The following is a 21619-nucleotide window of genomic DNA, read 5'->3' on the forward strand; positions in this document are numbered from 1 at the left end:
CACCCCGGACACCGGGGTGCGCGGCCGTTTTCACGTACCGCCGGAAGGGCTACTGGCCCTGCTGCCCCTGCTTGAACTCCAGCGCCGCCGCCATCGCGCCGAGCCCGTCGAAGGAGGCCGTCCCGGTGACCACCGTGACGTAGCCCTGCTCCTGCTTCACGAGGGCGTCGTACTTCTCGCCCTCCCAGCGCTCCCAGGCCGCGTCGCCGACCTGCTGGGTCTGCCCCGTCGGCTTCGCCTGCTGGGTGATCCTGCCGAGGTACTTGCCCGAGGTGTCCGTGGACTGCTCCACCGCCACGTACTGCTTGCCCGGGTCGAGGAAGCCCAGGTGCCAGGCGGCGGCGTTCTTGCGCTGGTACGACACCGAGGTCGCCCGCCAGTCCTCCGGGAGGCCCACGGGGGCGGCCACGGGGTACGGGGCGGCGCGCCGGGCCGTGAGCGTCTCCACGCGGTAGTCGACCGTGCGCGTCGGATCGGCGTTCTCGTCATGCGGGATGAAGAGATAGATCCCCGCGACCACGACGCCGATCACTGCCAGCGACCGGACCATGTCCCAGATCGTCTGCTTGCCTTTCATACCTGCCACGGCACCATCGTCCCGCATCGCCGGGAGCGATCTCCGCCGGGGTGGGCCCCGGGCGGCGGCGCGGCGCGCCCGCGGGCGGCGCAAGACGTCCGCTCAGGCCAATCGGCTGACCGATATTCCGCTCATACGTGACCCGCCCTGCTCAATATGTCGACGTACCGATAGAGTTCCAGTCACCCTCACATCCCGGCCGTCGTCGTACAGAAAGGTGCGCTCCGATGACCGAGCACAACCTGCCGCCCCAGCTCGAAGTCTCTCCCGAGGCCCCCGACCGCAACCTCGCCCTGGAACTCGTCCGGGTGACCGAGGCCGCCGCCATGGCCGCGGGCCGGTGGGTCGGACGCGGCGACAAGCTCGGCGCCGACGGCGCCGCGGTCAACGCGATGCGGACCCTGATCTCCACCGTCTCGATGAACGGCGTCGTCGTCATCGGCGAGGGCGAGAAGGACGAAGCCCCCATGCTCTTCAACGGCGAGCGGGTCGGCGACGGCACCGGCGCCGAGGTCGACATCGCCGTGGACCCGATCGACGGCACCACCCTGAACGCCAAGGGCATGCCGAACGCCATCGCGGTGCTCGCCGCCGCCGACCGCGGCACCATGTTCGACCCGTCCGCGGTCTTCTACATGGAGAAGCTCGTCACCGGCCCGGAGGCCGCCGACTTCGTCGACATCAACGCCCCCGTCTCGGTCAACATCCGGCGCGTCGCCAAGGCCAAGAACATGGCCGTCGAGGACGTCACCGTGGTCATCCTGGACCGCCCCCGCCACGAGGGCATCGTCAAGGAGATCCGCGAGACCGGCGCCCGGATCAAGTTCATCTCGGACGGCGACGTCGCCGGGTCGGTCATGGCGGTGCGCGAGGGAACCGGCGTGGACCTGCTCCTGGGCATCGGCGGCACCCCCGAGGGCATCATCTCGGCCTGCGCCATCAAGTGCCTCGGCGGCACGATCCAGGGCAAGCTGTGGCCGAAGGACGAAGCCGAGCGCCAGAAGGCCCTCGACGCGGGCCACGACCTGGACCGGGTGCTGCACACGAACGACCTGGTGTCCGGCGAGAACGTCTTCTTCGTCGCCACCGGCATCACCGACGGCGAACTGCTGCGCGGCGTCCACTACCGCTCGGAGACCGCGACCACGTCCTCGCTGGTCATGCGCTCGAAGTCGGGCACGATCCGGCAGATCGACTCGACGCACCGCCTGTCGAAGCTGCGCGCCTACAGCGCCATCGACTTCGACCGCGCGCAGTAGGCGCGGAGGCGGGCACAACGAGAGGGGCGGTCACCGTGTGCGGCGGCGACCGCCCCTCTGCCGTGTCCTGTACCTCGCTACCGGGCTGCGCGCTCCCGGGACGGGCCGGCCCGTCCCGGGCGGCCCCTACCCGGCGGCGGCTATCGATCCGGTCCCCGGCGCCTGGCGCAGCTCCGCGGTCCTGCGCCGCATCCGCCCCAGCACCACCCGGCGCTCGGCTGCGGTGAGGCCGCCCCAGACCCCGTACGGCTCGGGCTGGAGCAGGGCGTGCTCCCGGCAGGCGACCATGACCGGGCAGCGGGCACAGACGCGTTTGGCGGCTTCCTCGCGGGACAGCCGGGCAGCGGTGGGCTCCTTGGAAGGGGCGAAGAAGAGCCCCGCCTCGTCGCGGCGGCACACCGCCTCCGCATGCCATGGACCGTCTTCTTCCCTCGCCGGCACCCGCGGCTTCGGCACGGCGGACGCGCGCTCCTGAAGACTCTGGACGGCGGCAACCTGCAGGGACTGATGCGGCGGATGCGGCACGGTCTACTCCTGACGACGGATACGGGAGCGAGAGACGATGCACCTGTCCCTACCCGCTGTGCGCGCCCCTATGCACTGGGTGCCAGGGCGCGGCGGGGGTTCGTCCGAAACGCGCCCCTGCCCGCACCCACGCGGCGCCCCCGTCGGCGCCCCAGCCCGGCAGGGCCCCCGCCCGGCGGGCCGTCACGCCCCCGGCGGCGCCCAGGCGGGATCACGGCCCAGGAAGGCGAGCAGCGAGGCGACCGGGCCGGTGTCGGCCCCGGGCCCGGCGGGCAGCGCGGGGCCGTAGGCGAAGCCGCGCAGGGGCTCGGCGAGCGCGTCGGCGGCCGGGCGCAGGGCGGCGGCGAGGGCGGGGGTCAGCGGCGGCTCCTGGCCGGTGGCGACGGCGATGTCCCAGGCGTGCACGGCCGCGTCGAGGGCGGCCGCGCCGACGGCCGTCTCGGCGGACACCGTGAACGGGGGCAGCGGTACGGCGACCTCCGCGGCCCCGGGAGCGACCCCGGTGAAGGCCTCGGCCGCGGCGGCGAGCGCCGGCTCCAGCAGCTGCGCCGGGGGGCCCGCCATGGCGCCGGAGGGCGCGAAGGGGTCCTCGGTGGGGCCGGGGCCGCCGGTGAGGCCGGCGGCGTACGCGAGCTGGTCGCCGGCCGCGTGCTGGAACACCTGGGTGACGTTCCACTTCTCGCACGGCGTCGGGCGGTCCCAGCCGTCGGCGGGTACGCCGATGACGGCGATGCGCAGGGCTTCGTGCGCCTGGTCGAGCAGGTCCCACTTGGATGCGGTCATGGGCCGGATCCTAGAAGCTCTCCGGCCAAATACCGTTGGAGCACGGTCGTTTGGCGCGGCGGTCAGCCGTCCAGCCGCTTGCGCAACCTGTTGGCCAGATCGACCAGGCGGGCGCCGGGCTTGGGCCGTGCCTCGATGTTGCCCAGCAGCGCGAAGCCGCGGACGATCACCACGGGGGCCTGCGGGTCGGTCTCCCCGCGGCCCTCGCCGCGCACCTCGAAGTTGCCGAGGACGCCGCTGCCGTAGCCGCGCAGGGTGATGTTCTCCGGAACCAGGATCTCGACGTTGCCGAGGACGGAGGTCACGTTGACCTCGGTGACCTGCTGCTCGAAGACCGCCTCGGTGAGGTCGATGGTGATGTCCCCCATGACCGAGACCGCGCGGGTGAAGGCCCCCGGGCGCCAGCGGCCCTTGCGGGCGGAGCTGCTGCACACGGCGACGATCGTCTCCACCGGTCCGCCGGGTCCGCCGGGTCCGGGAGCCGGGGCGTACGCGAACGGGGTATGGCCGGCGCCGGGCGCGGGAAGGTCCCGTACGAGCACGTCCAGCTCACCCACCGTCTTGACGGCATACAGCGAATCCAGGCGCTCGGAGTGCTCCTCGGAGCTCAGCCGGCCCTCGGCCAGGGCGTCGGCCAGGATCTGTGCGATCCGGTCCCGGTCGGCGTCGGAGGCGCGCAGCCCGGCGGGGGCGGGGGCCGAGGCGGCGGCGGGGGCGGCGGGGTGCTTTTCCAGGTCCACGGCACCCAGCATAGCGAGACACGATAGATCGCGATACTCCCGCACGGACGCGAGTGAGCCTTACCTCACAACCACGGGCACGGCGGGAGGTTCTACGCTGGTGAACTGCGCTGCCAATTGGTCGTCAGTGCTGTCTGCCGAGTGAGGAATGGCCCCAATGCCGGAGTTCGCGTACACCGACCTGCTGCCCCTGGGCGAGGACACCACCCCCTACCGGCTGGTGACCGCCGAGGGCGTGTCCACCTTCGAGGCGGACGGCCGTACGTTCCTCAAGGTCGAGCCGGAGGCGCTGCGCAAGCTCGCCGAAGAGGCCATCCACGACATCCAGCACTTCCTGCGCCCGGCGCACCTCGCGCAGCTGCGCCGCATCATCGACGACCCCGAGGCCTCGTCGAACGACAAGTTCGTCGCGCTCGACCTCCTGAAGAACGCCAACATCGCGGCGGCCGGCGTCCTGCCCATGTGCCAGGACACCGGCACGGCGATCGTCATGGGCAAGCGCGGCCAGAACGTGCTGACGTCGGGCGGCGACGAGGCGGCCCTCTCCCGCGGCATCTACGACGCGTACACGCGGCTGAACCTGCGCTACTCGCAGATGGCCCCGATCACCATGTGGGAGGAGAAGAACACCGGCTCGAACCTGCCCGCGCAGATCGAGCTGTACGCGACCGACGGCGGCGCGTACAAGTTCCTCTTCATGGCCAAGGGCGGCGGCTCGGCGAACAAGTCGTTCCTCTACCAGGAGACCAAGGCGGTCCTCAACGAGGCCTCCATGATGAAGTTCCTGGAGGAGAAGATCCGCTCGCTGGGTACGGCGGCCTGCCCGCCCTACCACCTGGCGATCGTGGTCGGCGGCACCTCGGCCGAGCACGCGCTGAAGACCGCCAAGTACGCCTCCGCGCACTACCTGGACGAGCTGCCGCGCGAGGGTTCCGCGCTGGGCCACGGCTTCCGCGACGAGGCGCTGGAGCAGCAGGTCTTCGAGCTCACCCAGAAGATCGGCATCGGCGCGCAGTTCGGCGGCAAGTACTTCTGCCACGACGTCCGCGTCGTGCGCCTGCCGCGCCACGGCGCGTCCCTGCCGGTCGCGATCGCCGTGTCCTGCTCGGCGGACCGCCAGGCCACCGCGAAGATCACCGCCGAGGGCGTCTTCCTGGAGCAGCTGGAGCGCGACCCGGCCCGCTTCCTCCCCGACACCACGGACGAGCACCTGAACGAGGCATCGGACGTCGTCTCCATCGACCTGAACCAGCCGATGGACGACATCCTGGCGACGCTGACCAAGCACCCGGTCAAGACCCGCCTGTCGCTGACCGGCCCGCTGGTCGTGGCGCGCGACATCGCGCACGCCAAGATCAAGGAGCTGCTGGACTCGGGCGCGGAGATGCCGCAGTACCTGAAGGACCACCCGGTCTACTACGCGGGCCCCGCGAAGACCCCCGAGGGCTACGCCTCGGGCTCCTTCGGCCCGACGACGGCCGGCCGCATGGACAGCTACGTCGAGCAGTTCCAGGCGGCGGGCGGCTCGAAGGTCATGCTGGCCAAGGGCAACCGCTCGCAGCAGGTGACGGACGCGTGCGGCGCGCACGGCGGCTTCTACTTGGGCTCGATCGGCGGCCCTGCGGCCCGGCTGGCCCAGGACTGCATCAAGAAGGTCGAGGTCCTGGAGTACGAGGAGCTCGGCATGGAGGCCGTCTGGAAGATCGAGGTCGAGGACTTCCCCGCCTTCATCGTGGTCGACGACAAGGGCAACGACTTCTTCCAGAACCCGGCCCCGGAGCCGACGTTCACCCACATCCCGGTCCGCGGTCCCGGCCTCGGCTGACCCCGTACCGGCACCTGTCGAGAGCCCCTGGCGCACCCGCCGGGGGCTCTTTGCCTGACGGCGAACACACGGGTGGGCCGCGGGCGAGGCTGTTGGCGTACTCAAACAGCCCACCCGATGCGGGAGTTGACGATGAAGAACCGTACGCGCGCCCTTGCCCTCGCCGGATCCGCCGCCCCGGCGGCCCCGGAGCCGACGTTCACCCACGTCCCGGTCCGCGGCCCGGGATCCGGGACAACCACGAAGCCATGGGCAAGGGCCTGGAAAAGGCCGGAGACGGCATCGCCGACGGTGCCAAGAAGCTCGGCAGCGCGCTGAACCCGTTCGGCCAGGAGGGCAGAGACATGCACACCCAGAGCACCCCGTTCCAGCTGAGCACGTGGCAGGGCGGCGACAAGGGTCAGATCCGCCGGACCGGTTGGCAGGGGAAGTCTCCGGAGTGGGGCGAGATCACGGTCGCCTCGCTGCCCCACGCACACGACAACGTCCGCGCCACCGAGGTCACCGGCGGCCACATCCCCACCGTCGTCTTCGAGTCCCGCGGCATCCAGGTGATGGTCACCGAACGGCCGACGCTGAACGGGCCCACGCTGCGCGTCGGGGGCGCCTCGGTGTACCTGAAGCGGAACCGGTGGGGGGCCACGCACCGGGGCCGCGCCCTGCACATGAGCTACGGCGGCGACAAGTACCGGCTCTGGGCGGTCAATCGCCGAGAGTACGTCCTCATGCGCGAGGCGGACAACGAGGACCGCGGTGTCACCGTCAAGGTCAAGGAATCCGGCATGGCCAGGTGGAAGCGCGTCGACGTGAGCGTGACCGGCCGGGCCCTCGGGGCCGACATCGCGCTCGCCCTCGTCTTCGCCGGGGTCGACCGGTCCGTACTGACCAGGCGGGGTGCCGTGCGCGCGGGCCTCTCGCGGGTCTTCCACGTGGCGGCGGACTCCGCCCTGGGGTGACCACCGACCGACCGATGGATGGCGCCGCACCGGCGGCCGGGCGGGTGGGGGTTCCTCCCCCGTTCGGGGGAGGAACCCCCACCCATGTCCGCCGATCGGCAGATGGATCACGGGCGGGCCGCGGGCGAGGCTGTTGGCGTACTCAAACAGCCCACCCGATGCGGGAGTTGACGATGAAGAACCGTACGCGCGCCCTTGCCCTCGCCGGATCCGCCGCCCTGGTGGCCACCCTGGTCGCGGCGGCCCCCGCCCCGGCGGCCCCGGCCGCGCCGAAGGTCGCCTCCGTGCACGGGGGCGGCACGATCTTCTTCCCCTACTCCGCCAAGGACGACATCCGCTTCACGGTCGACGCCGAGTCGACCCCGTGGACCAGGCCGTTCCCGGCCCCGGGCGGCGAGAAGGGGATGCCGACGGACGCGCGCGGCCGGGTGACCATTTCCCACTACTTCACGGAGTCCGGCTCCACCGCCACCGCCGAGGCGGAGGTGGACTGCCTGGTCACGGGCGGCAAGACCGCCACCCTGACGGCCGTGGTCAAGACCTCGAACGTCGGCTGGGAGGGCAAGCGGATCGGGATCAGCGTCCAGGACGGCCAGCGGGGCGAGCCGGACCGCGTCGGCTTCTCCTGGGCCGTCGCCAACGTCGACGTGAAGCCGGACGGCACGGCAGCGGCGGGAACGGTGGGCACCTGCATGGCCCCGGCCCCCTTCACGGAGGTCACGAAGGGCGGCTTCAAGGTCAGCCCGGCTCCGCTGGCCCCGCTGCCGCGCTGAGCACCTGCGCCTCGACCGGGGTGGCCTCCACGCCGTGCTCCCGCGCGTGACGCAGCTGGGGCAGGGAGAGCCCGAACACCTCGCGGACCGCCTTGAGCGGGGCTCCGTCCGGTCCGCCGACGGCGAGTCGGACGGAGCCCTCGCAGGCCACGATGCGCTCCCGGACCCATTCCGGCGCCGGACCCCAGCCACCCCCGCACGCGTAGACCCCGGACGCGTCGCAGGACTGCGACTCCTCCCACCTGAGCCTGCCGTCGACGATGCGCTGCCATGCCTCGAAGCGGCAGTCCTCGCAGGGCTCGCAGTGCAGGACGGCGTACATCTCCTGTTCCGGCATCGGAGCAGCATGCGGCACCGGGCCGGTCGCCGCATCCGGATAACGTCTACTCCATGAACCGGCAGTCCATGCTCCCCGCCACCGCCCTCGACATCCGGGTGGTCGCCCACCGTGGGGCCTCCCACGAGCACCCCGAGCACACCATGGCCGCCTACCGGCAGGCCATCGCCGATGGAGCCGACGCGCTCGAATGCGACGTACGGCTCACCGCCGACGGGAAGCTGGTGTGCGTGCACGACCGGCGCGTGGAGCGGACCTCCGACGGGCGGGGGGTGGTCTCCGAGATGACGTACGCGGAGCTCGCCTCGCTCGACTTCGGGCGGTGGAAGGGCGAGGAGCACCGAGAGGCCCGGGTGCTGCTCTTCGAGGACCTGCTGCGCGAGGCCCTGGCCGCGCCCCGGCCGGTCGGGCTCGCCGTCGAGACCAAGCACCCGACCCGGGCGGGCGGCCGGCTGGAGGCCGAGCTCGCGCGGATGCTCCGGGAGTACGGGCTCGCGGACGGGGGTTCGAGGCGCGTCGAGGTGATGAGCTTCTCCCGGAACGCGTTGACGAGGATGCACCGGCTCGCGCCCGGGCTGCCGACCGTCTACCTGATCGAGCGGGCGGTGCGGCCCGTACGGCCTCCGTTCGCGACGCACGCGGGGCCGGGGATCGACCTCGTCAGGCGGGATCCGGGGCTGGTGGGGCGGCTGAAGGCGAAGGGACTGCGGGTGCGCGTGTGGACCGTGGACGAGCCCGAGGACGTGGATCTCTGCGTGCGGCTCGGCGTGGACACGATCATCACCAACCGGCCGCGGGAGATCCGCAAGCTGCTCGACACCCGCTGAGGGAGGGCAGCCCTGCCACAGCAGTGGGAAACACCCGGCCGGGGTGCGCCGGCCGGGTGTGGGGGGTCTTCGGTCGAGCGGGGCGGTTACGACGCGAAGCGCTGGTTCGCCGAACCGTTGCAGGTCTGCAGGCGCAGCGCGTCATGGGCGGCGGCGACCGTCAGGCACATGCCCGGGGCGGCCGCGGGGCGCAGGGTGGCACCGTCGCGGACGAACCGCTGGTTCGCTCCGGCGTGGCAGTTCCACAGGATCAGGCCGGTGCCGGAGCCGTAGCCGGCGCCGGGCACGTCGAGGCAGCGGTCGTGGGTCAGCCCGATGTGGACGGACTTCTTCGCGGAGTCGTACCACCAGTCCTGGTTGCGGCCGCCGTGGCAGTCCCAGCCCAGGACGGCCGTTTCGTTGGCGCTGGAGCCGCCCTTCGCGTCGAGGCAGTTGCCGTTCGCCTCGTTCTTCAGCGGTGCGTAGAGGGAGTCCCAGGCTCCGGCCTGGAGCACCGGGGTGCCCGTGCTCGCGGGGTCGGCGCAGGAGGCCTCGCGCAGGCCCGAGTCGTAGAGCTGGGTCAGGCAGGACGCGAATGCCCCGTGGCCCCTGTAGTTGGGGTGGAAGGACTGGCGGGCGGTGTTCTCGTCCCACGGGAAGTGGTCCCCGAGGTCCAGGTAGAGGCCGCGGGCCCAGGTGTCCTCCATGCACACCTCGTGGCCGTGGAAGAGCCGCGAGTTGTCCAGGTAGGTCGCGCCGGAGGCGAGGGCGGCTGCGCGCATGCCCTTCTCGAAGGTGGGCACCGCGTAGTTGCGGCCCCAGGTGGCGTCGGAGTCGTAGCCGGCGCAGCCCCCGGGGAGCTTGCCGGGGAAGTTCGGGTTGTCGTAGAAGTCGGGGCCGATGGGGCTGGGGTAGCCCATCACGACGAGCTTGTAGTCCGAGTCGGCGTAGCCCGCGTCGCGCATGACCGTCTTGAGGTCGGCGACGGTCGCCTCCACCTTGGGCCTCAGGCCGTCGACGCGCGCCTGCCAGCCGGGACCGTACTTGGGCTCGCAGGTGCCCTGGCTGAGCACCCAGCGGGTGACGCAGTCGGTCATGACGGGGCCGAACTGGAGGTCGTCGTTGGCTCCGGCGACCAGCAGCACCATCTTGATCTTCGTGTTGCGGGCCTTGACGGCGAGGTTGTCGCTCTGCACCAGTTCGTCGGCGTACTGCTTGCTGCCGCCGATCCTGATGTTCCCGGTGTACCCGCCGGAGCAGGCGACGTTGAAGGTGAGGTCGGCCGGGATGCCCGTGCGGTGGATCGCCGAGTCCGGCGAGCGGTGGCACTGGTTGGACGACGTGTTGGTCGCGGGGTCGTAGTTACCGACCCCCTCGCCGGATATCTCGCTGTCGCCCAGCGAGATCAGGCCGGTCTTGCGCTCGTTCAGCGGCCGGACGGCCGCGTCGCCGTAGATCTTGACGGCCTCCGCCGCGCGGATCGCCTCCAGCTCGGGCGACAGCGGGGTCACGACCCCCGCCGAGGCGGCCGCGGGGGCGGCCGCAAGGGTGGCCGCCTGGGCCATGGGGGTGATGGCGGTGACGCCCCCGAGGGCGGCCGCGACCGCCGCGACGGCGGCGAAGGTACATCTGAACCTGGATTTCGCGTGTGCACGTGCCATGAACGCCTCCCCGAATGCCGGTGTTACCCACGGTATTTACTGGTCAGTAGGGGACTTGGGAACACTTCGAACAAGACAATTGCTCAACTTTTTGAGGAGGCCCCGAACATGACAGACGATCAGCAGGCCGAAGCGTTCCGGACCGAGCACGACTCCATGGGTGACGTACGGGTGCCGGCGCACGCCAAATGGCGCGCCCAGACCCAGCGCGCGGTGGAGAACTTCCCCATCTCGGGGCAGCGCCTGGAGCGCGCCCACATCGAGGCACTCGCCCGCGTCAAGGCGGCGGCGGCCTCGGTCAACGCCCGCCTCGGCGTCGTGGACCAGGACATCGCCGACGCGATCCGGTCCGCCGCCGCCGAGGTCGCGGACGGCCGCTGGGACGACCACTTCCCCGTCGACGTCTTCCAGACCGGGTCCGGCACCTCGTCCAACATGAACGCCAACGAGGTGATCGCCACCCTGGCCACCGAGCGGCTGGGCCGTGACGTCCACCCCAACGACCACGTCAACGCCTCGCAGAGCTCCAACGACGTCTTCCCGTCCTCCCTCCACATCGCCGCCACCGCCGCCGTCACGCGCGACCTGATCCCGGCCCTGGAGCACCTGGCCGCGGCGCTGGAGCGCAAGTCCGCCGAGTTCGCCCAGGTGGTCAAGGCAGGGCGGACCCACCTGATGGACGCCACCCCGGTCACCCTCGGCCAGGAGTTCGGCGGGTACGCCGCCCAGATCGGCTACGGCGTCGAACGGCTGCGCGCGGCCCTGCCCCGCCTCGCCGAACTGCCCCTGGGCGGCACCGCGGTGGGCACCGGGATCAACACCCCGCCCGGGTTCTCCGCCGCCGTGATCGCCGAGGTCGCCGCGGACACGGAGCTGCCGCTCACCGAGGCCCGCAACCACTTCGAGGCCCAGGGGGCGCGGGACGCACTGGTGGAGACCTCCGGCATGCTCCGCACGGTCGCCGTCTCGCTCACCAAGATCTCCAACGACCTGCGCTGGATGGGCTCCGGGCCGCGCGCCGGATTGGCCGAAATCAATCTCCCCGACCTCCAGCCGGGGTCCTCGATCATGCCGGGGAAGGTCAATCCGGTCGTCCCGGAGGCCGTACTGATGGTCGCCGCACAGGTGATGGGCAACGACGCGACCGTCGCGGTGGCGGGCGCGGCCGGCAACTTCGAACTCAACGTGATGCTCCCGGTGATGGCCCGGAACCTCCTGGAATCGATCCGGCTGCTCGCGAGCGCGAGCCGCCTGCTGGCCGACCGCACCGTCGACGGAATCACCGCCAACACCGCCCGGGCCAGGGAGTACGCCGAGTCCTCGCCCTCCGTCGTCACCCCGCTCAACCGGTACATCGGCTACGAGGAGGCCGCCAAGGTCGCCAAGAGGGCGCTCGCCGAACGGAAGACGATCAGGGAGGTCGTCCTGGAGTCCGGATACGTCGACCGCGGCGCCCTGACGGCGGATCAGCTGGACGAGGCCCTGGACGTCCTGCGCATGACGCACCCCTGAGAGGCCCGGGAACCGGCCCCGGGCGGGGGCCGGATCCGGTCGGTTCCCGTCCCCCGACCCTCCCCCTGGCTTCGCCGCCGGGACCCCCAGGTGACCCGCACCGCAGCGGGCGCCGGGGCCCCCGCCCTAAGATCTGCGCATGACAGGTACCTTCCGGCCCGGGAACGGCGCGGCGCCGCGCGGCGTGCAGGGCACGCGCTGGGCGCCCGGGGAGCAGATCCTGTGGCGCTACCGTGACCACGCCCCGGGCCTGAAGGGCCAGGTGCACATCTGCCGCCCGATGACCGTCGTACAGGACACCGAGGAGCTGCTGGCCGTCTGGATGGCCCCGGGCACCGAGTGCGTCAAGCCGGTCCTCGCCGACGGCACGGCCGTCCACCAGGAGCCGCTCGCCACCCGCTACACCGCGCCGCGGACCACCGCACGGGCACACTGGTTCGGCGCGGGGGTGCTGAAGCTGGCCCGGCCCGGCGACCCGTGGTCGGTGTGGCTGTTCTGGGGGCACGGCTGGCGGTTCAAGAACTGGTACGTGAACCTGGAGGAACCCCTGTCGCGGTGGTCCCGGGGGGTCGACTCCGCGGACCACTTCCTCGACATCGCCGTCTACCCGGACCGCAGCTGGGAGCTGCTGGACGAGGACGAGTTCGCCCAGGCGCAGCGTTCCGGCCTGATGGACCGTGAGCAGGCGCGGCGGGTCCGGGAGGCCGGCCGGGCGGCGGTCCGGGTGATCGAGGAGTGGGGGACGCCGTTCTCCGGCGGCTGGCAGGACTGGCGGCCCGATCCGGCCTGGACGGTTCCGGTCCTGCCGGAGGACTGGGACGCCACCCCGGCGCATATGACCTCATGAGACCCTTGATGCGCCCCCGGGGTCCAACCGTAGGATCGTCCTCCGGAAGGTCGCGCGCGCGAGGCGGTGCGGTCGTACCGTGCACCTGCAAGTGTCGTGCCGTACACGGAACTTGACCGGAGGTCGACGCAGGGCGAGAGGTAACGAGGGGGACGCGGAATCCGGAGTGATGGTGCCCCGGCCGCAGAGCGGGTATACCGCGACTGACCGAGTTGAGTGCAGCGCACATCGAGCGCAGACGGACGGAATTCCACGCGTGACGGAGTACCCCACCTCTCAGGAGGGCCCGCAGCCCGTCGCCTCCGGCGGAGGTACGGACGAGGCCGGCCACGGCAAGGCGCCCATCGCCGCCGCCGAGGCCGTACGCACGCATGCGCCGGGCACCGGCGCCGGCTCCGGAACGGTGCCGGGCGGACCGGACGCCGCGGCTTCCGACGCGCGCGCGGCCCGCTCCGCGGCGGGCGCGGGCGGCGCCGCCGGGCTCCCGCGGCCCCGGGGAGAGGGCGGTGCGGCCGCGGCCGCCTCGGCCGACCTGCCGGCCGCCGCAGGGCCCGGCGAGGGCCGGGGCAGCGCCCGTCCGCGGGACGGCGAGGCCGCCCGCAACGCGGCGGGACCGGGCGGGGCCCAGGAGGCCGCCGGGCCGGTCCGCGGCCCTCGCGGCGCCGGGGCCGGGTCCCCGCTCGACGGCGAGGCCGTCGGCGCGGGCATGGACCTCATCGGTGCCGCGCGCGGCCCGCAGGACGTCCCCGGGCAGGGTGCCGCGCACCCGGCGGGGGGTGAGCCGGCGCGCCGCGAAGGGGACCGGCTGCGCTTCGTCGGCGCCGCGACCCGGCGGATCGCCCGCGGCATCGACCTCGACGAGATCGTCCTCGGCCTGTGCCGCGCCACCGTGCCCACCTTCTCGGACGCGATCCTCGTCTACCTGCGCGACCCGCTCCCGGTCGGCGACGAACGCCCCGTCGGCCCGGTCGCCTTAAGGCTGCGCCGCACCGACCGGCTCCGGCCGATCGACGATCTCACCGACGCCGCGCTGAACGGCACCATCGGGGCGGGCATGGACGTCGCCGGGGCCGCGGGGGCCACCGGCGAACTCGACTTCAGCCAGCTGCCGCTGGTCGGCCCGCAGGGTGACCTGCCCGCGGCCGAGGTGTGCGAGATCCGGCCCGGCGGAGCGCTCGCCGAGGTGCTGCGCGGCGTACGGCCCGTCTTCGGTTCCTCCGCCGCCGCCAAGGCCGCGCTGCCGGAGCTGCTGGGAGTGGACCATCCGCTGCCGCGCGGCAACCGGGCCGTCCTCGCGCCGCTGCGCGGGCGCCGCCGGGTGATCGGCGCCGCCGTGTTCCTGCGCAGCCCCGAGCGGCCCGCCTTCGAGCAGAACGACCTCCTGGTGGCCGCCCAGCTGGCCACCCACACCGCGCTCGGCATCGACAAGGCCGTCCTGTACGGCCGCGAGGCGTACATCGCCGACGAACTCCAGCGCACCATGCTGCCCGACAGCCTGCCGCAGCCCACCGGCGTGCGGCTCGCCTCGCGCTACCTGCCCGCCGCCGAAACGGCGCGGGTCGGCGGCGACTGGTACGACGCCATACCGCTGCCCGGCAGCCGCGTCGCGCTCGTCGTCGGCGACGTCATGGGCCACTCCATGACCTCCGCCGCGATCATGGGCCAGCTGCGCACCACCGCGCAGACCCTCGCCCAGCTGGACCTGCCGCCCGCCGAGGTCCTGCACCACCTGGACGAGCAGGCGCAGCGCCTGGGCTCCGACCGGATGGCCACCTGCCTGTACGCCGTCTACGACCCGGTCGCGCACCGGATCACCATCGCCAACGCCGGCCACCCGCCGCCGGTGCTGCTGCACCTGGGCGGCCGGGCCGAGGTGCTCCGCGTACCCCCCGGCGCCCCCATCGGCGTCGGCGGCGTGGACTTCGAGGCCGTGGAGCTGGACGCGCCCGCCGGGGCCACCCTGCTGCTGTACACCGACGGCCTGGTGGAATCGCGCCTGCGGGACGTGTGGACCGGCATCGAGCAGCTCCGCGAGCGGCTGGCGAACACCGCGCAGCTGACCGGCCTGGACCACCCGCCGCCGCTGGAGGCGCTGTGCGACGACGTCCTGGACATGCTCGGCCCGGGCGACCGGGACGACGACATCGCGCTGCTCGCGGCCCGCTTCGACGGGATCGCGCCCAGTGACGTCGCGTACTGGTTCCTGGACCCGGAGGAGACCGCACCGGGCCGGGCCCGCCGGTTCGCCCGCCGCGCGCTGACCCGGTGGGGCCTGGAGGAGCTCCAGGACTCGCTGGAACTTCTGGTCAGCGAGGTGGTCACCAATGCCGTCCGGTACGCGGAGCGGCCCGTGACCCTGCGCCTGCTGCGTACGGACGTACTGCGCTGCGAGGTCGGGGACGACTCCCCGCAGCTGCCCCGGCAGCGCCGGGCCCGGGACACCGACGAGGGCGGCCGCGGCCTGTTCCTGGTCAACCGGATGGCCCGCCGGTGGGGTGCCACCCGGCTGAGCAGCGGAAAGGTGGTCTGGTTCGAACTCGCGTTGCCGGGGGCGCATGACCGGCGTTGACGCTTCGGGGCGTCGAACGCGGCCCGCCCGTACACGCCCCGCCCTTTCGCGCCCGCCCCGTACGGCGGGCGGGCCACGGCGGGCGGGCCGGTCCGCGAGGCGCAGTCGCCGCACCGCCGGGACGCCGGCGGGGCCGGCCCGGCCCGAGGGCCCGCCAGGTCCTGGACGACGCGGCTCCCGGGCGGCTGAGGCCGCTCAGCACACCGCCGCCCCGCAGCGATCACGCTGCGGGGCGGCGGTGTCTGTTTTTCTGTCCGTCGCGTCAGTCCGTCACTGGTGGGACTCCGGGAACAGCGGGTCCGGCGGCTTCGGGCCGCCGGTCTTGGTCGCCGTCGGCGTCGGGGTCGGCGTCGGGGTGGCCGACTTCGTCGGAGTGCCGGTCGGGTCCGGCGACTTGGTGGCGCTCTTCGTCGGGTCCGGGGACTGCGGCGCGCTGCTGGTGGCGGCCGGGGAGCTGGAGGACGGGCTCGCGGTGGCCGACGGGGAGGCGCTGCGGGACGGCGCCTGCGGGACGCCCATCTCCGCCTCCTTCAGGTCGAACTTGTCGGTGTCCTCGCCCTTGAGCACGGCGAGGGTGTAGGCCCTCCAGATCGAGGCCGGGAAGCTGGAACCGCCCGCGCGCCCCAGGCCGGCGGTGCCGGTCAGGGTGACCTGGCTGTGGCTGGTGGGGTCCTCGCCGAACATCGCTACGACGGTGACCAGCTCCGGCGTGTAACCGGTGAACCAGCCCGCCACGTTGGACTCGGTGGTGCCGGTCTTGCCCGCGGCCTCGTAGGCGCTGCTGCGGACCTTGTTGCCGGAGCCGCCTTCGTCGTTGACCACGCCGGTGAGCACCTTGGTGACGGTGTCGGCGGTCTTGCGGCTGATGGCCTGGCTGCCGATGGCCTGCTCGGGAACGAAATCGCGGTCCTTGTGCCCGGCCTTCTTGATGATGGTCGGCGTGACCTTCTTGCCGTGGTTGTCGAGCGTGGCGTAAACGCCCGCCATTTCCACGGTGTTGGCGCTCATGGTGCCCAGCGCCATGGCCGGCTTGTCCTCGGGCCAGCCCTCGCGGTCCTTCATGCCGAGTTCCAGGGCCGTCTTCTTCACGGCGGGCGGCTTGACGTCAACGATCATCTGGGCGTAGACGGAGTTCACCGAATAGTTGGTCGCGTCCTGGACCGTGATCATCGGGTCGCCGAAGTTCCGGTTGTCCTGGTTCTGCGGGTTGAACGGGATCTTGCTGCCGATGACCTGACGCTTGCTCGTGCCGTCGTAGAGCGTGTTCGGGGTGATCGGCTTGCCGTCCTGGGTGGTGGCGTTGTTCTCCAGGGCGGAGGCGAGCACGATGGGCTTGAAGGTCGAGCCCGGCTGGTAGTCGGTGCGCAGGGCGTTGCTCTCGGACTTCTCCTCCAGGCCCTGGCCGCCGTACATGGCGACGATCGCGCCGGTCTTGGCGTCCACGGAGGTCGCGCCGGCCTGGACGCTCTGGTCCTGGGGCTTGCCCTTGGTGTCCTTGCGGTCGAGCTTGGACTCCAGCTCGTCCAGGACCGCCTTCTCCAGCGCCGCCTGCTTCGCCTTGTCGACGTTGAGCGTGACGTTCCAGCCGCCGGCCGTGATCTGGGCGTCGGTGATGCCCTGCTTGTTCATCTCGTCGTTGGCGGCCTGGACCAGGTAGCCCTTCTGCCCGTCCATGCCCGGGCGGGGCTTGGGCTTGATGGGCGGCGGAAGGGTCATGGTCTTGCGCTTGGCCGCGTCCAGCTTGCCCATCTCGACCATGTTGTCGAGGACTGCGTTGAAGCGGATGTTGACCAGCCTGGTGCCGTTCGGGCCGGCGGTCGCCAGGTCGTACTGGCTGGGGGCCTGGATGACGGCGGCGAGGTACGCGCCCTGCTCCAGGGTCAGCTTCTCGGCGTCGACGCCGTAGAAGGCCTGGGCCGCGGCCTGGATGCCGTAGGCGTTGCGGCCGTAGAAGTTGGTGTTCAGGTAGCCGGCGAGGATCTCGGGCTTCTTCATGCGCTGGTCGACCTTGAGGGAGATCACGAGCTCCCGGATCTTGCGCGTCGGCGACTGGTCCTGCGTCAGGTAGTAGTTCTTGACGTACTGCTGAGTGATCGTCGAGCCGCCGGCCGTGCCCTTGCCCCGGACCGTGTTGAACAGGCCCCGGGCCACGCCCACCACGTCGATGCCGCGGTCCTCGTAGAAGGACTTGTTCTCGATGGCGATGAACGCGGTCTGGACTTCCTCGGGGATCTTGTTGATCGGCACGATCTCGCGGTTCATCTCACCGGTACGGGCCATGACCGAGCCGTCGGAGTACCGGTAGGTGTTGCTCTGGAGCGTGGCCTGCTTGTTCGGGTCGGTGGGTTCGTTCACCGAGAAGTAGAGGATGACCGCCGTGGCCATCAGCAGCAGGATCAGCCCGAGGAACGTCCCGAGGATCTTCTTCCAGGTGAAGAAGCGGCGTATGCCGGAGCGTTTGCCGCTGGCCCCCTTGCCCGTGGCCCCCTTCGCGCGTCCGCCCGGCGTACGCCGCGCACCGCGCTGCTGCTGTGCCTTACGCGCCTCTGCTCGGCCCATCGCTCCCGCTCCGCTCGATAACCCCCCGACGTCAGCTCAGAAAACTAACACCGCAGGCTGTGACAAAGGTTGACCAACCAAGGCCAATATCGGTCAATTCGGACGTGAGAATCAGCACCCACACCAATGGAACCGACGCACATCAGAGCCCGAGGGTTGCCGCCCGTGCGAACCGGAAAGAAAAGTGATATCACTTTGCTAGGCGGCTGGACCGGCCGCGACCACAGGAACGGGGACAGATCATGATCAATGCGACGGGCACCGAGGGCGCACCGGCCGGGGTGCGCGAGTTCACCGCGCGCAGCGTGGGCGGCGGCCTCGCGCTGCTGCTCGGTCTGGCCGGCGTCGCGGCGGGCGCGGGCCTGATCGCGACCGGCGCGGTACTGACGGCCGTCGCCGCCAAGGCCTCCCTGATAGCCGCCGGCGTCCTGCTGGTCGTCGCCGCCCTCATCGCGATGAGCGGGCTCAACACGGTCGCGCCGGGCGAGGCCCGGGTGGTCCAGCTGTTCGGCCGCTACCGGGGCACCATCCGCGCGGACGGACTGCGCTGGGTCAACCCGCTGACCTCGCGCGAGAAGATCTCCACCCGGGTGCGCAACCACGAAACGGCCGTCCTGAAGGTCAACGACGCCTACGGCAACCCCATCGAGCTGGCGGCCGTCGTGGTGTGGCGGGTCGAGGACACGGCGCGGGCCACCTTCGAGGTCGACGACTTCACCGAGTTCGTCGAGACCCAGACCGAGGCGGCGGTCCGGCACATCGCGATCGAGTACCCGTACGACGCGCACGAGGAGGGCGGCCTCTCGCTCCGCGGGAACGCCGAGGAGATCACCGAGAAGCTGGCCGTCGAACTGCACGCGCGGGTCGAGGCGGCCGGGGTGCACATCATCGAGTCGCGCTTCACGCATCTCGCGTACGCTCCGGAGATCGCCTCCGCGATGCTCCAGCGCCAGCAGGCGGGCGCGGTCGTGGCGGCCCGCAAGCAGATCGTCGAGGGCGCGGTGGGCATGGTCGAACTGGCTCTGACCCGTCTGCAGGAGGAGGAGATCGTGGACCTGGACCCGGAGCGCAAGGCCGCCATGGTCTCGAACCTGATGGTGGTCCTCTGCGGGGACCGCGCCGCGCAGCCGGTGCTCAACACGGGCACCCTGTACCAGTGACCTCGTCCGGGGAAGGCGGCCGGGCGGGCCGGCAGCCGCGCAAACAGGTGCTGCTGCGGCTCGACCCGCAGGTGTACGACGCGCTGGCCCGCTGGGCGGGCGAGGAGCTGCGCAGCGCGAACGCGCAGATCGAGTTCCTGCTGCGCCGCGCCCTGGCCGACTCCGGTCGCCTGCCGGGCGGGGCCGCCCCGATCCCGCCGCGGGGCCGCCCCCGCACCTCGCCCGACTCCTGACCCGCCCTCCGGGCCGACCGGCCGGGTCGGCCGAACCGGCCGGCACACCCCTGTCGGGTACCTCCGGCCGGCCGGAGGTACCCCGGACCTGCCGAACATGGCGTTTCCGCCCAAAATGGTGGCATGAGGACCTCCCGAACGGTTGAGAGCACCTCGAACGGACCGCGCCGGAGAGGGGTCCGCGAACTCCTCCGCGGATCAGTCCGCGCCGGAACCCCGCGCCGCGCCCACCGCACGGCCCTGCGGGCGGTGTGCGTGGCCGTCCTGATCGCGGGCGGCGCCCTGCCGCCCGGCGCGACGGCCCTGGCGCTCGATGATCCGTCGCGCCCGCCCGCGGCGAGCGCGACCCCCGTTCCACCCGCCCTGAAGCCGATCGATCCGGCCGCCTTCCAGGCCGCCGTGGACCGCGCGGCGAAGAAGCTCATGGTGCCCGGCGCGGTGGTCCTGCTCCGCACCCCGCAGGGGACCTTCCGCGCGATCGTCGGCACGACGGAACGCGGCACGGCCGCACCGCCGGACAGTGGCGACCACTTCCGGATCGCCTCCAACACGAAGACCATGACGGCGGCGCTGATCACCCTGCTCGCCCAGGACGGCAAGCTCCGGCTGAGCGATCCGGTGTCCGCGTACGTCGCGGGGGTGCCGGGCGGCGGGCACATCACCATCGCCGACCTGCTGAAGATGCGCAGCGGGCTCTACAACTACACCATGGCCCCCGAACTCTCGGCAGCCCTGGACGCCGACCCCGCGAAGGCCTACACCCCCCAGGACGTCCTGGCCCTCGCGTTCCGCCGCCCGCCGAACTTCGCGCCCGACGCGTCCTACGAGTACAGCAACACCAACTACGCCCTGCTGGGCCTGGTCGCCGAGAAGGCCGGCGGCCGGCCCCTGGCCCGGCAGTTGCAGGACCGGCTGTTCACCCCGCTCGGGTTGAAGGGGACCTCGCTCCCGGGCATCCACGACCGGTCGCTCCCCCAGCCCTACTCGCACGGCTACATGTACGGCAAAACGGCGTACGCCCTGATAGACCAGCCCTACCCCGCCGCGATGAGCGAGGCGGCGCGGACGGGGAAGCTCCAGCCCCTCGACTACACCCACCAGAACCCCTCCTACGCCACGGCCCCCGGAGGAGTCGTCTCCACCGCGGACGACCTGGCCACATGGATCAAGGCGCTGGTGACGGGCAGGGTCCTGAACGCCGCGTCCCAGCAGCAGTGGCTCCGCAGCCCGCAGGCCGAGGATCCGGCGGCCCCGGACGGCCAGAAGTACGGCTACGGCATCGCCTACCAGCGCTTCGGCCCGGGCGCCGCGATGTACTACCACGGGGGTGAACTCCCGGGCTTCAACTCCTTCATCGGCCACGACCCGGACAACGACGTCACCCTCGTGGTCTGGACGAACCTGACCCTGTCCCCCGACGGCCGCACCACGGCCCAGGCCCTGCTGCCCACCGTCCTCAACCAGATCTACGCCGGGCTCGACCTCCCCACCGCCTGAGCCCCGTCCGCTAGATGGTGGCCTTGCGCAGGCGCCGGTTGTAGCCGGACTGTCCGGGCAGGTAGGGGAACAGGTGCCGCAGGTGGGCCTGGGCGTGGCGGGTCCAGCGGCGTTCGGAGGTGAAGCCGAGCAGGGCCTGCATCACCGCGAGGGTGACCAGCCAAGAGCAGGGACGGCCATCACGGATCTGTTCGAGATGCGTGGGCGCGGCGGCATCAGCCTGGCGGGGATGGCCGCGGTGCACATCACCAGGGCACTGCGCCGGCGTCGTCGAAGAACCGTCCGGTGGGGCCGTCGTCGGGCAGGGTCGCGAGTTTGATGGCGATCGCCGCGCCCTGTTCGGGGGTGCGCACGCCGCGGAAGCCGTTGAGGTCGGTGGCGACGTAGCCCGGGCAGCCGGTGTTGATCAGGATGTTCGTGCCGCTCAGCTCCCGGGCGTATTGGAGGGTGACGGCGTTCAGGAACGTCTTCGACGGCGCGTACGCCGCGGACACCGGACCTGTCGTCTGCTCGGCGGCGGGTCCTGACTGCCGGGTGAGGGAGCCGACGCTGCTGGACATGTTCACGATCCGTGGTGCGGCGGAGCGGCGCAGCAGCGGCAGCATCGCGTTGGTGACGCGGATGACGCCGATCACGTTGGTGTCCACGACCGTGTGGATGGTGGCGGGGTCGATCCGGGTGGGCTCCTGTGGCATGTCGCCTGCGATGGCGGCGTTGTTGACGAGCACGTCGAGGCGTCCGGCCCGTTCGTCGATCAGCCGTGCGGCGGCGGTCGCGCTCGCGTCGTCGGTCACGTCCAGCGGTACGGCGAACGCGTCGATGCCGGCGGCGCGCAGTTTCTCCACCGCGGCGCTTCGGCGCCGGTCGTCGCGGGCGCCGACGCCGACGCTCCAGCCGAGGGCGCCCAGGCCTACGGCGATCTCGTAGCCGATTCCCTTGTTCGCGCCGGTGACCAGCGCGATCGTTCGTTCAGTCATAGGGACGATGCTGCCTTCGGGCC

The 21619-nt window shown here is 71.9% G+C and carries 19 protein-coding genes and 1 pseudogene; 11 read left to right on the forward strand and 9 right to left on the reverse strand.

Annotated features, from left to right (window positions below; genetic code table 11):
• Positions 1-49: 49 nt before the first annotated feature.
• The gene (locus tag ACFCZ1_RS33610) at positions 50-577 is read right to left on the reverse strand and encodes a DUF4245 domain-containing protein (RefSeq protein WP_376682106.1); all 528 of its coding nucleotides are present in this window, start codon (positions 575-577) and stop codon (positions 50-52) included.
• 227 nt (positions 578-804) lie between these two features.
• Between ACFCZ1_RS33610 and glpX the strand changes: the two genes are divergently transcribed.
• Positions 805-1836 (forward strand): class II fructose-bisphosphatase, encoded by a 1032-nt coding sequence (gene glpX, locus ACFCZ1_RS33615; RefSeq protein WP_376682066.1) that lies wholly within the window; start codon positions 805-807, stop codon positions 1834-1836.
• 126 nt (positions 1837-1962) lie between these two features.
• On the opposite strand, the gene ACFCZ1_RS33620 is transcribed toward glpX, so the two are convergent.
• The 3 genes from ACFCZ1_RS33620 to ACFCZ1_RS33630 form a co-directional block, all read right to left on the reverse strand.
• Positions 1963-2361: a WhiB family transcriptional regulator gene (locus ACFCZ1_RS33620; RefSeq protein WP_376682067.1), complete on the reverse strand. Its 399-nt coding sequence runs from the start codon at positions 2359-2361 to the stop codon at positions 1963-1965.
• A gap of 183 nt (positions 2362-2544) precedes the next feature.
• Positions 2545-3144: a TIGR03086 family metal-binding protein gene (locus ACFCZ1_RS33625; RefSeq protein WP_376682068.1), complete on the reverse strand. Its 600-nt coding sequence runs from the start codon at positions 3142-3144 to the stop codon at positions 2545-2547.
• 62 nt (positions 3145-3206) lie between these two features.
• The gene (locus tag ACFCZ1_RS33630; RefSeq protein ID WP_376682069.1) at positions 3207-3884 is read right to left on the reverse strand and encodes a DUF1707 domain-containing protein; all 678 of its coding nucleotides are present in this window, start codon (positions 3882-3884) and stop codon (positions 3207-3209) included.
• A 157-nt stretch (positions 3885-4041) separates the two neighbouring features.
• On the opposite strand from ACFCZ1_RS33630, the gene ACFCZ1_RS33635 reads away from it, so the two are divergent.
• The 3 genes from ACFCZ1_RS33635 (at position 4042) to ACFCZ1_RS33645 (ending at position 7438) form a co-directional block, all read left to right on the forward strand.
• The gene (locus tag ACFCZ1_RS33635; protein ID WP_376682070.1) at positions 4042-5709 is read left to right on the forward strand and encodes a fumarate hydratase; all 1668 of its coding nucleotides are present in this window, start codon (positions 4042-4044) and stop codon (positions 5707-5709) included.
• Positions 5710-5957: 248 nt separating this feature from the next.
• Positions 5958-6665 carry a hypothetical protein gene (locus ACFCZ1_RS33640; protein WP_376682071.1) on the forward strand — a complete coding sequence of 236 codons (708 nt, stop codon included), beginning with the start codon at positions 5958-5960 and terminating at the stop codon, positions 6663-6665.
• 173 nt (positions 6666-6838) lie between these two features.
• Positions 6839-7438 carry a hypothetical protein gene (locus ACFCZ1_RS33645; protein ID WP_376682072.1) on the forward strand — a complete coding sequence of 200 codons (600 nt, stop codon included), beginning with the start codon at positions 6839-6841 and terminating at the stop codon, positions 7436-7438.
• Here the strand turns inward: ACFCZ1_RS33645 and ACFCZ1_RS33650 are convergent.
• A complete protein-coding gene (locus ACFCZ1_RS33650; protein WP_376682073.1) occupies positions 7404-7775 on the reverse strand; it encodes a hypothetical protein in 372 nt (123 codons plus the stop codon). The two genes, ACFCZ1_RS33645 and ACFCZ1_RS33650, sit on opposite strands and share 35 nt — an antisense overlap.
• 53 nt (positions 7776-7828) lie before the next feature.
• On the opposite strand from ACFCZ1_RS33650, the gene ACFCZ1_RS33655 reads away from it, so the two are divergent.
• Entirely contained in the window at positions 7829-8602 is a 774-nt protein-coding gene (locus ACFCZ1_RS33655; RefSeq protein WP_376682074.1) for a glycerophosphodiester phosphodiesterase, read from the forward strand.
• A gap of 86 nt (positions 8603-8688) precedes the next feature.
• Here ACFCZ1_RS33655 and ACFCZ1_RS33660 read toward each other — a convergent pair whose 3' ends face one another.
• Positions 8689-10242, reverse strand: coding sequence for a ricin-type beta-trefoil lectin domain protein (locus ACFCZ1_RS33660; protein ID WP_376682075.1), 1554 nt, complete (start codon positions 10240-10242; stop codon positions 8689-8691).
• A 108-nt stretch (positions 10243-10350) separates the two neighbouring features.
• Here ACFCZ1_RS33660 and ACFCZ1_RS33665 point away from each other — a divergent pair, with 108 nt between their 5' ends.
• The 3 genes from ACFCZ1_RS33665 (at position 10351) to ACFCZ1_RS33675 (ending at position 15170) form a co-directional block, all read left to right on the forward strand.
• Positions 10351-11754 (forward strand): class II fumarate hydratase, encoded by a 1404-nt coding sequence (locus tag ACFCZ1_RS33665; RefSeq protein WP_376682076.1) that lies wholly within the window; start codon positions 10351-10353, stop codon positions 11752-11754.
• A gap of 139 nt (positions 11755-11893) precedes the next feature.
• On the forward strand, positions 11894-12601 hold the full coding sequence (locus tag ACFCZ1_RS33670; protein WP_376682077.1) for a DUF402 domain-containing protein: 708 nt from the start codon (positions 11894-11896) through the stop codon (positions 12599-12601).
• A 256-nt stretch (positions 12602-12857) separates the two neighbouring features.
• Positions 12858-15170 carry a SpoIIE family protein phosphatase gene (locus ACFCZ1_RS33675; protein WP_376682078.1) on the forward strand — a complete coding sequence of 771 codons (2313 nt, stop codon included), beginning with the start codon at positions 12858-12860 and terminating at the stop codon, positions 15168-15170.
• Positions 15171-15440: 270 nt separating this feature from the next.
• Here ACFCZ1_RS33675 and ACFCZ1_RS33680 read toward each other — a convergent pair whose 3' ends face one another.
• Complete coding sequence (locus ACFCZ1_RS33680) at positions 15441-17729, reverse strand: transglycosylase domain-containing protein (RefSeq protein ID WP_376682079.1); 2289 nt, start codon at positions 17727-17729, stop codon at positions 15441-15443.
• Between the two features lie 242 nt (positions 17730-17971).
• Between ACFCZ1_RS33680 and ACFCZ1_RS33685 the strand changes: the two genes are divergently transcribed.
• The 3 genes from ACFCZ1_RS33685 (at position 17972) to ACFCZ1_RS33695 (ending at position 20619) form a co-directional block, all read left to right on the forward strand.
• Positions 17972-18889 carry an SPFH domain-containing protein gene (locus ACFCZ1_RS33685; protein WP_376682080.1) on the forward strand — a complete coding sequence of 306 codons (918 nt, stop codon included), beginning with the start codon at positions 17972-17974 and terminating at the stop codon, positions 18887-18889.
• Positions 18835-19122 carry a hypothetical protein gene (locus ACFCZ1_RS33690; RefSeq protein WP_376682107.1) on the forward strand — a complete coding sequence of 96 codons (288 nt, stop codon included), beginning with the start codon at positions 18835-18837 and terminating at the stop codon, positions 19120-19122. The genes ACFCZ1_RS33685 and ACFCZ1_RS33690 overlap by 55 nt, the downstream gene beginning before the upstream one ends.
• Positions 19123-19245: 123 nt before the next feature.
• On the forward strand, positions 19246-20619 hold the full coding sequence (locus tag ACFCZ1_RS33695; protein WP_376682081.1) for a serine hydrolase domain-containing protein: 1374 nt from the start codon (positions 19246-19248) through the stop codon (positions 20617-20619).
• 19 nt (positions 20620-20638) lie between these two features.
• On the opposite strand, the pseudogene ACFCZ1_RS33700 reads toward ACFCZ1_RS33695, so the two are convergent.
• Positions 20639-20779, reverse strand: a pseudogene (locus ACFCZ1_RS33700) (IS982 family transposase); the annotation flags it as partial.
• Between the two features lie 85 nt (positions 20780-20864).
• A complete protein-coding gene (locus ACFCZ1_RS33705; RefSeq protein WP_376682082.1) occupies positions 20865-21596 on the reverse strand; it encodes an SDR family NAD(P)-dependent oxidoreductase in 732 nt (243 codons plus the stop codon).
• Positions 21597-21619: the final 23 nt, after the last annotated feature.

The sequence above is a fragment of the Streptomyces sp. NPDC056224 genome (genome assembly GCF_042267665.1).
Classification (GTDB): Bacteria; Actinomycetota; Actinomycetes; order Streptomycetales; family Streptomycetaceae; genus Streptomyces.